Origin of the sequence: Anaerosolibacter carboniphilus (assembly GCF_014205875.1) — a bacterium.
Classification (GTDB): Bacteria; Bacillota; Clostridia; order Peptostreptococcales; family Thermotaleaceae; genus Anaerosolibacter; species Anaerosolibacter carboniphilus.
In genome coordinates this window covers 61,136-76,126 of sequence record NZ_JACHEN010000008.1, presented here as the reverse complement: position 1 = coordinate 76,126, position 14,991 = coordinate 61,136, and the positions used below count along the sequence as shown (strand labels likewise).

General features: G+C 40.1%; 12 protein-coding genes and 1 pseudogene. 1 reads left to right on the top strand and 12 read right to left on the bottom strand.

Annotated features, from left to right (window positions below):
- Positions 1–28: 28 nt before the first annotated feature.
- The 10 genes and pseudogenes from fabG to yabG all read right to left on the bottom strand — a co-directional run bounded on the left by fabG (position 29) and on the right by yabG (position 11,764).
- On the bottom strand, positions 29–769 hold the full coding sequence (gene fabG, locus HNQ80_RS07995) for a 3-oxoacyl-ACP reductase FabG (protein ID WP_184309951.1): 741 nt from the start codon (positions 767–769) through the stop codon (positions 29–31).
- A gap of 316 nt (positions 770–1,085) precedes the next feature.
- Positions 1,086–2,807 (bottom strand): sigma 54-interacting transcriptional regulator, encoded by a 1,722-nt coding sequence (locus tag HNQ80_RS07990; protein WP_184309949.1) that lies wholly within the window; start codon positions 2,805–2,807, stop codon positions 1,086–1,088.
- Positions 2,808–2,972: 165 nt separating this feature from the next.
- Positions 2,973–4,151, bottom strand: a complete 1,179-nt coding sequence (locus HNQ80_RS07985; protein ID WP_184309948.1) for an acetyl-CoA C-acetyltransferase — start codon at positions 4,149–4,151, stop codon at positions 2,973–2,975.
- A gap of 187 nt (positions 4,152–4,338) precedes the next feature.
- A complete protein-coding gene (locus tag HNQ80_RS07980) occupies positions 4,339–5,793 on the bottom strand; it encodes a recombinase family protein (protein WP_184309946.1) in 1,455 nt (484 codons plus the stop codon).
- Positions 5,794–5,986: 193 nt separating this feature from the next.
- Positions 5,987–6,310: pseudogene (locus tag HNQ80_RS25860) on the bottom strand (methyl-accepting chemotaxis protein); the annotation flags it as partial.
- A 627-nt stretch (positions 6,311–6,937) separates the two neighbouring features.
- Positions 6,938–8,332: a GntP family permease gene (locus HNQ80_RS07970; RefSeq protein WP_207726917.1), complete on the bottom strand. Its 1,395-nt coding sequence runs from the start codon at positions 8,330–8,332 to the stop codon at positions 6,938–6,940.
- A gap of 95 nt (positions 8,333–8,427) precedes the next feature.
- The gene (locus HNQ80_RS07965; RefSeq protein ID WP_184309944.1) at positions 8,428–9,981 is read right to left on the bottom strand and encodes an acyl CoA:acetate/3-ketoacid CoA transferase; all 1,554 of its coding nucleotides are present in this window, start codon (positions 9,979–9,981) and stop codon (positions 8,428–8,430) included.
- Between the two features lie 41 nt (positions 9,982–10,022).
- On the bottom strand, positions 10,023–10,247 hold the full coding sequence (locus HNQ80_RS07960) for a hypothetical protein (RefSeq protein WP_184309943.1): 225 nt from the start codon (positions 10,245–10,247) through the stop codon (positions 10,023–10,025).
- Positions 10,248–10,372: 125 nt separating this feature from the next.
- The gene (locus tag HNQ80_RS07955; RefSeq protein WP_184309942.1) at positions 10,373–10,792 is read right to left on the bottom strand and encodes a MaoC family dehydratase; all 420 of its coding nucleotides are present in this window, start codon (positions 10,790–10,792) and stop codon (positions 10,373–10,375) included.
- A 243-nt stretch (positions 10,793–11,035) separates the two neighbouring features.
- Positions 11,036–11,764: a sporulation peptidase YabG gene (gene yabG, locus HNQ80_RS07950; RefSeq protein WP_184309941.1), complete on the bottom strand. Its 729-nt coding sequence runs from the start codon at positions 11,762–11,764 to the stop codon at positions 11,036–11,038.
- A gap of 167 nt (positions 11,765–11,931) precedes the next feature.
- Here yabG and HNQ80_RS07945 point away from each other — a divergent pair, with 167 nt between their 5' ends.
- Positions 11,932–12,723, top strand: a complete 792-nt coding sequence (locus tag HNQ80_RS07945) for a glycosyltransferase family 2 protein (RefSeq protein ID WP_184309940.1) — start codon at positions 11,932–11,934, stop codon at positions 12,721–12,723.
- A gap of 116 nt (positions 12,724–12,839) precedes the next feature.
- On the opposite strand, the gene HNQ80_RS07940 is transcribed toward HNQ80_RS07945, so the two are convergent.
- Positions 12,840–13,835, bottom strand: a complete 996-nt coding sequence (locus HNQ80_RS07940) for a CotS family spore coat protein (RefSeq protein ID WP_184309937.1) — start codon at positions 13,833–13,835, stop codon at positions 12,840–12,842.
- 328 nt (positions 13,836–14,163) lie between these two features.
- On the bottom strand, positions 14,164–14,889 hold the full coding sequence (locus HNQ80_RS07935) for a YhcN/YlaJ family sporulation lipoprotein (protein ID WP_184309936.1): 726 nt from the start codon (positions 14,887–14,889) through the stop codon (positions 14,164–14,166).
- Between the last annotated feature and the right edge of the window lie 102 nt (positions 14,890–14,991).

Sequence of the window (14,991 nt, the reverse complement as noted above, 5' to 3'; positions counted from 1 at the left end):
GGTTGCCCCTAGCACACTGCATTACTTCTTATAATACTACTCCACCATCTACACTCAATACTGTACCTGTGATAAATCTTGCTTCGTCAGATGCTAAGAATACATAAGCATTGGCAATATCCTCTGGATAGCCTAAGCTCTTTAGTGGAGATTTGTCCTTCATCATATCTAACACTTTTTCAGGCATTTTTTCTGTCATTGGTGTCATGATAAATCCTGGCGCCACAGCATTGACACGAATGCCCTTTGGCCCTAATTCTTTTGCCCATGATTTTGCCATCCCAATGACGCCCCATTTTGTTGCTGCATAGTTTGTTTGTCCAAAGTTCCCATAAACACCTACGACGGAAGATGCATTCAAGATTACACCTGCACCTTGGCCTGTCATTACTTTTGCTGCTGCCTGACTACAGTTGAATACACCTTTTAGATTTACATCAATCACGCGATCCCACTGCTCTTCTGTCATTTTCTCAAGCTTTGCATCTGCTGTAATTCCTGCATTGTTTACAAGAATATCCAGTCTGCCATATTGGTCAACTGCATCTCCAATCATTTTATCTACCTGATCACGATCTGTTACGTTCACAGCGATACCTACTGCCTCACCACCTGCAGCCTTAATCTTTGCAGCAACATTTTGTACATCTGTTTCATTTAAATCTGCAACGACTACCTTTGCACCTTCTTCAGCAAATCGTAAACAAGTTGTCTCTCCAATACCTCTTCCTCCACCTGTCACAATTGCTACCTTATCCTTTAATCTCATGATTGTTCCTCCTTTAATCATTAATTATTTCTATCCATTTATTATGCAATAGTCGTGCCAAAAACAGATTTTCCATTCTTAACTCTTTAAAGGGAAAACAATTTCCACATTTTTAGAACAATTGTCCAGAATATGAACACGTTTTTTCCTAGCACCCTCTTGGCGGGTCTTTTAGAGACCAATTTAGTGTTTGCTTAGGCTGACGCTGTGTTCATTTTATTTACACTCATTTAAGAATCACTTCAGTACTTTGCTTAGATTCAATTGCAGAGTATGCTCATCCTCTTATTAAACGTTAGCATTTAGCCGCAAAAAACTATAATCCAAACTTCTCCATTTTCTGATACAGACTGGTTCTGCTGATTCCCAACCGTTTGGCAGCTTCTTTCTTATTACCGTCCACAATCTTCAGGCAATTCACGATCATTTCCTTTTCTAACCGTTCAATGGCTGTCTTGAAACCCTCAATATCGCCGCTGACTACATTATGATTCTCCGTAATTTTTCTTGGTAAGTGATGGGCTTCTATGACAGTCTCCTTGTCCAAGAGATTCAACGCCCGTTCCAGTGTATTCTCCAACTCCCGCACATTGCCGGGCCACCGATAGTTCATCAGATAATGCATGGCTTCCTCAGAAATATTGGTCACAATGATTCCCATGTTATGAGAGAGTTTGCTGAGCAAATGCTTGGCAAGGGATTTGATATCAGCAATCCGCTCTCTTAAAGGTGGTACTTGAATGGTCATAACATTTAACCTATAATAGAGATCTTCACGAAATTTACCCTCTTCCACCAATTCTTCCAGCTTCTTATTGGTAGCAGCGATAATCCGTACATCAATATGTTTGGTCTTACTACCACCTACCCGTTCAATCTCTTTTTCTTGGAGAACCCGCAGGAGCTTTGCTTGCATCTTTATATCCATATCACCAATTTCATCCAGAAAAATACTTCCTTTTTCGGCCAGTTCAAATTTTCCCAGCTTTCCACCCTTCTTTGCCCCGGTGAAAGCGCCCTCTTCATAGCCAAACAGCTCTGATTCCAAAAGTTCTGATGGAATGGCTGCACAGTTCACTTTAACAAAGGGATAGTTTGCTCTGGTGCTAAGATTGTGAATAGCATGGGCAAACAATTCTTTTCCTGTACCGCTTTCGCCAAGAATGAGTACTGTAGAATCGCTTTTGGCAGCCCTCTTCCCTATGTTTTTCACCCTTAGGATTCCATTGCTGGTTCCTACAATATTTTCAAAAGAGTACTTTCCTGCTCGTTCTTTTTTCAACTCATCTCGATAGTACTCCAGTTCCCGCTCCATCTTCGTTACTTTCTTTGCCATGGTATTGAAATCGCTAATATCTTTAAAATTTACTTTTCCGACGGCTCCAATGACCTTCCCATCGATGACCACAGGAAGCCTTGTGGCAATCATGTGATTTCCTTTAATCTCCTGAATATCTCCAATTTCTGCTTTGCCTGTCCTCGCCACGATGTGCATTCTCGTATTGGGAATTACCTCGGTCACATGTTTTCCAATGGCTTCTTCCTTCGTCATATTGACAAAGGCCAAGTAAGACTGGCTCATCATGGTCACAATGCCTTCTCGATTTACCAATACTACCCAATCATAGGCTGTTTCAATAATAGTTTCTAACACCTTGGAATGTTCCCGCTCTCCCATCAATGCCTTATCGATTCGGTTATAATCTGTCATATCGGTAAATAAAGCCAGGGCTCCAATGACTTGATCTTCATAAAAAATGGGGGTTCGATTGGCAATGAATTCCCTTCCATTTTTATTAAATACAACACCCAGTTCCAGCTCTCTGGTTCTCATTACCCGGTGTAGGGTGGTATCTTCAATCAGTTCATTCATTTTCTTTCCGATATAGTCCCCTGATTCTACTCCTAGAAGTCTTGCTGCCGCTGTATTTAGATAGGTAACATTTTCGTCTCTATCGATGGCCACGATGCCTTCTCCCGTAATGTCCACCAGCGTGTTCAATAAGCTTTGAACATAGACATGATCATTCCGATCCATTTTCCTCACTTCTCTCTGTTTCAATTTATGGAATTGAAAGCTTGCCCTGTATCCAATCCAGTTATCTCTTACTGCACTGTGTATTCAAGAGATAAGAAATAGGAGATAAGTGACAGGTGACATTTCTCCTTCAACCTTTCTCCTATCTCCTAACCATTTAAATTACTATTTTCTTTCCACAATAAGGGCTGTTCCCATACCCCCGCCGATACATAATGTGGCTAGACCCCTTTTCACATCTCTCTTTTCCATTTCATGAAGCAATGTTACCAAAATTCTCGCTCCACTGGCACCTACTGGGTGACCTATGGCAATGGCACCACCATTTACATTTACCTTTTCCTTATCTAGCTTTAAATCTCTTACAACAGCAATCGATTGGGCTGCAAAGGCCTCGTTGGCTTCAACCAAATCAATATCTTCTACCGTTAGGCCAGCTTTTTGAAGAGCTTTTTGTGAAGAAGAAATTGGTCCTACACCCATGATGGTTGGATCCACCCCTGTTGTCGCATGGGATACGATGGTTGCCAACGGCTTAATACCTAGTTCATCAGCCTTTTCTTTGGACATAACTACAATCACAGCTGCACCGTCATTGATTCCAGAAGCATTTCCCGCTGTTACAGTACCATCCTTTTTAAATGCTGCCTTTAGCTTCTGAAGAGATTCTAAAGTTGCACCATCCTTGATATACTCGTCTTCTTCAAATAAAGTCGTTCCTTTTTTTGTTTTGATTTCTACTGGAACGATTTCATCCTTAAATCTTCCCTCTTTCTTTGCTTTCTCTGCCTTGTTCTGGCTGGCAACCGCAAAGGCATCCTGCTCTTCTCTGCTGATTCCCCACTGCTCTGCAACGTTTTCCGCTGTTACACCCATATGGTAATTATTAAATACATCCGTAAGGGCATCGCTGATCATGGAGTCTACAAACTCGCCGTGACCCATTTTGTGACCCCATCTAGAATTCTTTACAAGATAAGGCGCTGAACTCATTACCTCTGTACCACCAGCAATGACAATATCATTGTCTCCTGCGATGATGGTTTGAGCTGCTAAGGATACTGTTCTAAGACCTGATCCACAAAGGATATTTACTGTCGTTGCAGGTACTTCCACCGGAATTCCAGCCTTGATCGCAGCTTGTCTTGCCACCCCTTGGCCATGACCAGCCTGAAGGATACAACCCATATATACTTCATCTACTTGTTCTGGCTTTATTCCAGCTCTTTTAATCGCTTCCTTTATGGCAATGGCACCTAACTCACCTGGTGTAAATCCTGCTAAGGATCCATTAAAGCTTCCAATAGGTGTTCTTACTGCACTGGCAATGACAACTTCTCTCATTTTTTTATTCCTCCTCATGTATCTTATAATTTAATTCTGCTATACTACTATGCAATTTCCTTGCCAATTCTTTAAGCAATTATTCTTATATATTTTTCCTATGCTTATCTGTCCAATATATCTTCCTACGGAACGGCACAGTATTGCCGTTCCCTACGATGCCTTGTTCACTTTTTGTACATTTTTATTATAGCCTAAACCCATAATGAATTTCTATTTTATCTTTCCCAAAAACAAATATTTTTTCAATCAACTTTTGCAGTATCATTTGATCCAAAGCTTTTAACTCCAAGATTTCCATGATATGTCTTTTAAACGCCTCATTGTCTATAGAAATCGACTCTTCTGTATTCTCATTTTTTAACTGTAGAAGAGCGATCTGGTTTTCTGTTTCCCACATTTTTCTCCGATATAAGTCTTCGTCCAGTTTATCTTCAATAAATAGTTCTGCTATTCTTTGTCTCTTTGTTTCCAGTTTCCTCAGGAGCTTATGATTTCTTTCTCGAGTTTGCTCTTTCATATCATTATCCATTTCTCTTTCAAGGTCTTCAAGAATCGCTTCCCTGTCGATATGTTCAATCATATACGTTTTCAAGTCCCGAATCACAGCCTCCAGCAGTGTTTGTCCATGAATGTAAGCTCCATCACATTGATTCTTTCCCATTTTGTTCACTGTACCGCAAAGGTAGGCATCCTTTGCCTTCTTATAGTGCATAGCCTTACCGCAGCCTCCACAAAAAAGAAGCCCTGAAAATAAATGGTGGGAAGATATTGATTTTTTTCCCTTATTCCTAGCGAGTCTTCGCTGTACTTCTTCAAAAACCTCATAGGATATGATTCCCTCATGGGTATCCATGACCTGGATAAAATCCTCTTCTTTATTTCTTTTTCTTTCTCCTGTTAATAGATCTCCTGTAGCACTTTTATTCTGAATGAGATTGCCCACATAAACCTGATTGGAAAGAATTTTTCGGATAGTACTTTGATGCCAAACATTGCTTCCATTTGGTTTTCCCATCCACTGGCTAGGGGTAGGATATGCCCTGTCATTAAGCTCCTTTGCAATTTTATACAGCCCATTGCCTTCCAGATACAATTGAAAGATATGCTGTACCACATCCACAGATATATCCTCTGCTGGTGCGATTTGATGCCTATCGACTTTTTTATAGCCATAGGGCGGCACACTCCCATTATAATGGCCATTTTTTGCTCGGCAATACTTGCCAAATCGAATCCTTTCACTAATTTTTTCTGACTCTTTCTGAGCAATAGATAAGAGTAATGTAAACATGAATTCATCATAAGCCTCAGAGTCAAAACCATCTTCAATGGTTACAAAACGGATGTTTCTGGCCTTGAGATCCCGAATAATTTTTAGTCCCTCCAGGGTATTCCTTGCAAATCTAGAAATACTCTTGGTAAGGATGATGTCGAACTTTCTTTCTTCGCTGTCAGCCAAAAGTTGTTGCATTCCCTCCCGGTTATCAATGCGTCTGCCACTTTCCATATCTTCATAAATTCTATACAAATGCCAGCCTTTTTCTTGTATGTATTTTTCAAAAAAATTTATCTGATGTGCGATACTGGTTTTCTGAGCTTCCATTTCCGTAGAAACCCTGGCATATACAGCACATCTCAAAATCAATTCCCCCTATTTACTCTTCCATTTCAGCATAATGATCTCCTTTAAGATTTCCTGGAGAGTTTTTTTGCCTGTGAACCGACTGACGACTGCTACCTTCTGATCCGCCACGGTAATCCCTCCTTCACTTTTTCTTTATGGAAATACTATGCTTCATTCCAAAGGAATAGAATAAATAGGCGTTTCCCTATTATCCAATTTTGACGGCAATGTCCTTTAGTTTACTCACCAACTCTGTCAAAGTTTCTATGGATTTTACAATGTCTTCGCTGATTTCACTCTGCTCCTTGGTATGTCTACCCATGGAACGGCTCTTTTCTTCTATGACGATGGACGTTGTTTTTACACTCTGCAGAAACTGCTGAATCTTCTCAACGAAGATTTTACTCTCAGTGGATAACTTTCTAATTTCTTCTGCCACCACCATGAAGCCTTTCCCTTGCTCTCCTACTCGGGCTGCTTCAATGGCTGCGTTTAATCCAAGCAGATTGATCTGATCTGCAATCTTCTTGATACCAGAGATAAAGTCTGACGTACTGGCAAGCTGCTCTTTAGACATCGCAGCTTCTCGGCTCATGGCATCCCCAATCTCTTGCAAAATGTTGGATCTGGCTGCAACGGTCTGCATGGAAGAAAAAACCTCGTTGGTAACATTCTCTAAATGGGTTGCCGAATTTAAAAGCATTTCCTTCTTTACTGTCTTAATGGCCATATTGATGCTTCCTGCCACCTGTTCATTTTCGAAGACCGGCTGGCAATAGACAATATAGGGGATTCCAAACACACTCTTATCCATTTCTTTTCTCAATGCTTTTTTTGTAGCCATTACATGATACGCCCCTGAAGTCTCCTTTACCACATCCCCCTGTCGGATCCCCAAGTCGAAATCAGAGGGCCATCTGGAGAATAAGAATTTTTCTTTATCAGAAATCGTCATAGCAATTTCTTCTCCTTGAATGGTGGTCATTAAGTCATAAATCGTTGGTGCCAACGTCAATAAATCTTCAATCTCTTTTCTTTCTATCCTCTCCATGCCGCATCCTCCTCAGACAAGTCGCTATAAACAGCTTGTCAATAAAATCGATAGGAGCACAATGTCTCAACGGACATTGTGCTCCTATGCTTATATATCTTTCTTATCCTACACAATACCCATTGAGCCAAGGATAACAGCAATGACTGTTGTTGCCAATGGAATCACTACGGAAACCATACCGATATCTGCATAGGATTGCTTATGGGTCAATCCACAAATACCTAACAATGTAATAACGGCACCGTTGTGCGGCATAGAGTCCAAACCACCGCAAGATAATGTAGCAATTCTATGAAGCAACTCTGGGTTCATACCTGTTTGTATTGCCATGTTGTAGAATGTTTCACCCATAGCTCCTAGGGCAATACTCATACCACCAGAAGCAGAACCTGTGATACCAGCAAGAATATTAACAGACACAGCAGTTGTCACCAATGGGTTTGAAGATATACCCAATAAAGCACCTTTTACGATGGCAAACGCTGCTAGACCAGAGATAACGTTACCATATCCAACCTCAGAAGCAGTATTTAAGATGGCTAACATAGACCCGTAAGCCCCTTTGTTTACTGTTTCCATTACATTGATTCTCTTCCAGTTCACGATTACTGTAAATAAAATAGCTACTACAAGGGCAATGATGATACTCCAAATACCAACAACTTTTCCTGGAGCAGTACCGAATTTTTCAAGGATAGGTATTAATGCTTCTGATTTTGCACCTGGATAATATACTTTTGACAGGTAGAAGTTAAGCACAAGCACCAATAAGATTGGTAGTATTGAAATTCCTACAGATGGTAACTCCTTTTCAATGCCTGCTTCTGCCGTAGCAGCTGTCTCATCTGTTACACCCGCTGGCAAATAGCCTTCGCCATTGGCGATCATTTTCTTTGCTCTCATCGTAATCCAGTAGGTTCCTGCACCGAACATGATAAGACCTGCAATAATACCTAGAATAGGCGCTGCATATGCGTCCGTCTTGAAGAATGGAATCGGAATGGCATTTTGGATTTGTGGCGTTCCTGGAAACGCTGTCATTGTAAATGTAAAGGAACCTAATGCGATACAAGCTGGAATCAAACGCTTTGGTAAACCGATTTCTCTGAATAAGGCTGCTGCCAATGGATATACGGCGAAAGCAACTACGAATAGAGAAACACCACCATAAGTTAAGATACCGCAAGATAATACGATCGCTAAAATTGCTCTATCTTTTCCAATCTTTGCTACGATCCAGTGGGCAATAGACTTTGCTGCTCCTGATTCATCCATCAACTTACCGAAGATCGCTCCCAATAAGAATAGCGGGAAATAAGTTTTTAAATATCCTGCTGCATTTTGCATGAACACTTCTGTATACATTGGTAATAAATCAGTCTGTCCACCCAATAATACGGCAAGCAATGCTAGGATTGGGGCTAATATTAATACTGTGATACCCCTATAGGCCAAATACATCAATAAGCCTAATGAAATGATAATTCCTAAAACTCCCATGAATATACCTCCTCATTTTTGTATTTTAATGATTTTATGATAATGATAATATCATCAAGATTAGGGTAGGCCCCCGAAGGGGCCAAGGAAGGATACTACAATTGTAATTCCATCTTTTCTTCTCTAAAAATTCTCTCATCCATTACTTTTAAGTTTTCACTAATGATTGGTTTAAAATCCATATTGTTTAGAATGTCTTTTTCTAAATCGACACCTGGAGCGATCTCCGTTAGCACAACCCCTCCATCTTTTAACTCAAACACAGCTCTTTCCGTAATATATAATACAGGCTGCTTACTTTCTACAGCATACTGTCCACTGAAGGTAATCTGTTCTACTTGATCAATAAACTTTTTTACTTTTCCTTCATTTTCAATGACGAGCTTTCCATCCCTTGTAGCGATCTGTAGTCCGCCGGCCGTAAAGGTTCCACAGAAGATAACCTTTTTGGCATTCTGGGTGATATTGATGAATCCACCAGCCCCTGCAATCTTCGGTCCGAATTTACTTACGTTAATATTTCCTGCTTTGTCACATTGGGCCAATCCTAAGAAAGCTACATCTAAGCCGCCCCCATCATAGAAATCGAACTGGTACGGCTGGTCAATGATGGCTTCTGCATTGATGGCTGCACCAAAGCTTTGTCCACCAGCCGGAATACCTCCGATAGGCCCAGGCTCTACCGTAAGGATCATCTGATCCCCCACACCTTCTTCATTAGCTACAACGGCAACACCTTCAGGCATACCAATGCCAAGATTTACAATAGCATTTGGAATCAGCTCCATGGCAGCTCTACGGGCAATAATCTTTCTATCATCCAATTCCAAGGGTTTTACGGAATTTACAGGAATCTGAATCTCTCCAGTATAGGCAGGATTATAGCTTTCTGCAAAGGTTTGCATATGATTCTTCATATCCGCTACAGGTACGATGGTATCTACATATATACCAGGAATCTTTACCAGTCTTGGATCTAAAGCTCCCGCCTTTACAACCTTCTCTACCTGAACAATTACCTTTCCTCCTGAGTTCTTCACAGCCTGAGCCATAGAGAGCACTTCTAAGGTTCCTACCTCTTTCTCCATGGTAACGTTCCCATTTTCATCGGCATAGGTCCCTCGAATTAGGGCGAAGTCTATAGGAAATGCTTTATATAACAGGTATTCTTTCCCTAAAATCTCTACAACCTCTACCACATCTTCCTTGGTTACACTATTTAGTTTTCCACCTTCTACCCTAGGGTCAACAAAGGTTTTTAACCCTACGTGGGTAATGGTTCCAGGCTTTCCAGCAGCAATATCTCTAAAAAGCTGAGCAATAGCACCTTGTGGCAAATTGTACGCCTCGATTTTATTTTCAAAGGCTAATTTTTGCACCTTTGGCACCAGACCCCAATGGCCTCCGATAACCCTTTTTAATAATCCTTCATGTCCCAGGTGGTTAAGACCGCGATCCTTTCCATCCCCTTGACCTGCAGCATATACCAAAGTCAAATTTTGAGGTTCCCCGGATTCTTGAAAGCGTTTCTCTAAAGCGATCTCTAATTCTTCAGGAACGGCATTTCCAACAAAGCCTGCCGTTGCAACCGTACTGTTACTAGTAATGCTTTTTACTGCTTCTTCTGCTGTGGCGATTCTTACTCTCACACCAACAACCTCCCATCTTATGAAAATGTTTTCATGAAATTTTATATAGCAATTTCCGTGCCAAAATATATTTTTTGTAAATTACTTCGACATAAAATTGAGATCAAGGTTACGTTGTAGGGGCGATTCACGAATCGCTCGATGCTGTAGACCATAGGCGATTCATGAATCGCCCCTACATCTTCTTTGTTTAACCTTACTCTCAATCTCAGCATACCTATCTTAGCGGACCCTTCCGTCATGTCGTGTTCACTTTTTTTACACATGAATTTTTTCCACAATCTAATCTTTCCTGCTATTTTGAATCTTTCTGAAAATTTCAGCCATGTTCATAAAGTGAACATATTCCTTTATAACCTATATCCTCTCTAAAAACAATCAAAATAATATTTTAACATGAAGCTTTAGGTGCTATGACCACTGCTTCTCCATCCAAAACAATCTTATCATTCTGATTGTAGCAAGTAGTTTTTAACTTGATTCTTCCCTTCTCCATCTTCTCAGTCACCTCAGCTACAGCCTTTATCGTATCACCAATATAAACGGGTGCCACAAACTTTAAATTCTGTGATAGGTAGATGGTTCCCGGTCCTGGCAGCTCCATGCCCAACACTGCTGAAATCAGTCCTGCCGAGAGCATCCCATGGGCGATTCTTCCCTTAAACATGGAATTTTCTGACGCCCTTTGGTTGATATGAGCTGGATTTAAGTCTCCTGTAATTCCTGCAAAGAGATAGATGTCTGTTTCTGTAATTGTCTTTTCAAAACTACCTTGATCTCCCACTTGGATTTGTTCGTATGATTTACTCATAAAAATCCCCCTTTTTTGTTTGTGAATTGTTTATCTAATTTCCACGTATTTTTATTTGCAATTACAGTGCCAACTTTTCAAAGTCTTACAAATCCTTATATGTGCTATTTATCATGATTTAAACATTTGTTAATATATTAACTTTCACTATAACCCTATTTAAGCCATAAAAAAAAGTGTCCATTTTTTTAGACACTCCATCCAATACCTCTTCACTTATAGCCCTGTCCACTTTGTTTCTTGCTACACTCTCCACTCTGCTAGTATCCGATGGGGTGAACTGGCGAAATTTGCACCTGCTGACAGAATGGCTTCATAATGGGATTGGCAAGCACCTGCAAAGATCACAAGATCATCCATGTTTGGCTCATATCTTCTGGCTTCTTTCACAGCCTCTATAAAATATTTGGAACTTCGATAGTTTTGGACGTTCGTAAAATCTTTATATCCTCTCAGAAGGCCATCATGGCCTGTAATCACTAAAATATCTGGTGCATATTCCCGCAAAAGATCTGTTATGGCTCGAGGTTGATCTGATTCTGATATTTGCTTGCCAATGGCTTCAATTTCCAACTGTTTATAGGTTTTTAAACAGACATCTAGATATTCACCATCCCCATCTAGATGTAGCACCTTACCTGATCTTCCAAAGGGTATTCCCCCTCTGATATGCTCTGGTATCGTCCTTGTCAACCCTCCATATCCTTCATATTTCTGATTTCTTTCCTTTAGGATACGCTTTACAAGCTTATCAATTTTTTTGCTGTAGGAATGGTGAAACTCATCTAGCTTGTTTAGCGGTATCTTTTGGAGGTCCTCCTCCGGTGCATCGGCCACAATCCTAAGATCTACTCCCTTTAGTATGATGGTACTTGGTCTCCCTGGGCGCTCTACAATATCTACAACTTTGAACAATATATCATAGTCATACGACTTTCTTGCCACCAAATCTCCTATCCTTAAATAGTTCATTCAATATTTCCTCCCAGATAAATTATTCTGTAATATCATAGTATGTGCTGAAAATATGAGTGGTGCATAATCACTTTTAAAATGTCCATCTCGTAATATATAGTGATAGGTAGAGGCATAGCATCTATATACTCGCTGCTAGTCTTACATGGAAATGAGGTAGTTTTATGATTTGTACAGTCGTTCCCGTAAAGGATGAGGAGGAAAAAATCGATCAAACCCTTCATATGCTTCTAAAAACACAGACGGATCAAATTATCGTCGTACTCAATGGCTGCCAAGATAGATCTTTCGAAATCGTAAAGGATATGGATGATTCACGTATTGAATACATTTACTGTAACAAACCCCTTGGCATGGATATTCCAAGGGCAGTTGGTGCCTGGATTGCATTTCAGCGGAAAGCCAAAGGTATCGTCTTTGTGGATGGTGATATGAATGGAGACCTATCTTCCATTATAGATACCCTCATTAATCACCTTAAAGAGGAAAAAGCTGATATGGTTCTGACAAACTGTTATCCAGAGGAATCTTCAAAAAGTTCCATGGCCCGTATGCTTTTGTCTTTTCGCAAGCAATTGAATCTAGAGCTTAACCTTTTTGATAAAATTGGCTATAGCATTCCCAGTCATGGTCCCCATGGTATATCCAGTAGATTTTTGATGAAGATACCCATTCAAGAGCTGGCCATTCCACCCGTCTCTTTGGCTCTGGCTGCAAAAAATAATTTGATCGTTTCCGTGGCAGCTTCTATTCCTACACGCTTACTTCAATCCACGACCCGTGATGAATACCATGCCCAACAAATTACGAAAACCATCATCGGGGACTGCATAGAAGCCGTTCAAGTTTATCGAGGCAAAGAACGAAACAGAGGATATGATGGTATCATTTTCACAGGCTATCATAAGAATAGGCGTTTTGATTTATTAGAGACTTTTATAAAAAGTAGGGAATGAAGAGTAGCGGCTACTCACTACTCGCTGTTCGCTTCTCGGAAAAGATTTTTCATTTTAGATTTGGCCAGTAGCGAGTGGCGAGAAGCGAGTAGCCGCTAACCCGTCACCCGTTACCTTTACAAAAACTTCTTATGATATTTCTCCAAAAAATCTATCTGAAAGGGAAGATCATCGATGGCTTCCGTCAAATGTTTTAAAAATACTTCTTCGGACCAATCATATTTTTCATAGTAATACCGATTGCAAACCCGCCACAATTTCTGCGGAAACTGAAATAGCGATACCATAAGCTTTAATTCCATATCGGATACACTTCGAATTTGATTGTAGGCTTCTATCAACTCCAGTGCCATATCAAAGTCCCAATAAAACCGACGCATATTTCGCATAATAAAATGGGCTAAATCGTAGCATCGCAGTTCATGTTTACAATAGTCAAAGTCAATGAGATGCTGCTCTCCCTTTGGGTCTAGAATAATATTATGGTACGTATAATCATGATGACATAGATACCGTTCTTTACCTTCCAATTCTACCTGTTGATCATAACCATGGCTTTGGAGCATCTGAATAGCATTTACACCCATTCGATAGCACATGTCTACATTTCTTAAGAAAAGCATATCCACCGTATCCTTTGCGGATTTCATTTTCACCAAGTTTTTTATAACAATAAGATCTTCACATCGCTGCAAATAGGTTTTTGTCCATTTTCCAAGATCTGATTTTACTTTGCCTGTTTCGGGTGCCGTAAATCCTTTTGAAGCTATATGCAACCTTCCAAGGTTTTTCGCTGCCGCCTTTACTTCTATAGGGTTATGAAAATCACATTCCCTTCCATCAATCCATCGCGTCATAATATATAGATCATTTCTATTTTTTACAAAGGGGCTTTGATGAGCCAATCGATAACGATCTGTATACTCAAATCCATTTTGAGCCAAATACTCCTTTACATTGTATAGGAATAAAAGCTTATCCTCTTTGTAATTGATTTTTTTCAAGCAGAAACGTCCTTCGTTGGTGTCCACTAAATACACTGCCCGGAGGGGAATGATACTATTTACCCTTAGGCTAAATCTCCTTACAATCTCTTTCAGTTTTGCATCCAAGTTCCATACCTCCCCCCATATATACTATGCCGTGGAAGTAGGAAAGGGTGCAATAAGGTTAGTGGTTAGTGGTTAGTGGTTAGTGGTTAGTGGTTAGTGGTTAGTGGTTAGTGGTTAGTGGTTAGTGGTTAGTGCGATTTTATTTAGGATCATATTTTTTTGTCAAATATTCTGGACGTTTCCTGCTCAATAAAGATTATAATTTGTTAATACAAAATAATAGATGGAAAGCTCTAACTTCCCACCTACTATTCTTCTAAATGTTCTATATCATCTTCATGCTTATATATCTTTTCAACCACTAGCCACTAACGTCTAGCTACTAACGTTAAGTTCTTGGAATCGTTCTTCTAAATAAAGTTTCTACTTGATCTATAAAACCTGTAATTGGTCTTCCACCGCGGATGTCATTTCCAAAGCCCCGCAGTCTTCCTAACGTGTCAGGATTTGAGGATACATATACCCTGTTGATAGTAGGTTCTGCTGTATGAATACGGTTGATTACTTCATCCCGTACATAGTCAGCATCTTCATCGCCTAGGGTTGTTCCTACATCTAAACCCACATATGCAACGTTATTGTTTACAAGGGTTACAGCATTTCTTACCCCTGTAACTCTTTCAGCTTCTCTGGTGATTCTTGTTTCTATGGCATCATTTGCGTCACCATTTGTTCTGCCAATTCCTGTTGTGCCTGTTGTTCCAGGAGTTATAATATCCGATGTTCTGTCTGTTCCTTGGTTGTTTCGTCCTAATATATCATCTTCGTCTCCTCTAGCTCCGCCAGTAGTATCCCCAGGTGTGTTGGCATTGTTTGAATCCATTGGCGTTGTATTTCTAGCGGTATTATTGCCAGTATCAGGTGCTCTCACAATACCATTTTCTGTATCGGGGTCTTCAATTACACCAGGTGTTGTCGTATCATTCGGTGTAATAGCTGTATCTCTTGGTGTTGGATCAGTTATTGGTCTTCTGGCAGGCGTACAACCTACAATCAGTAAAGAAAAAATCAACAGAGCCGTCAAAATTCTAAAGCCATATTTTCTAAATTTCATAGTTGCTCTCCTTTCATGGATAAATATCTTTTATCCTCACTTTTATTTTTTAAATTTTCCGCTGCCTTTACACCATGTAAAATCTAATAAAAATATATAAGA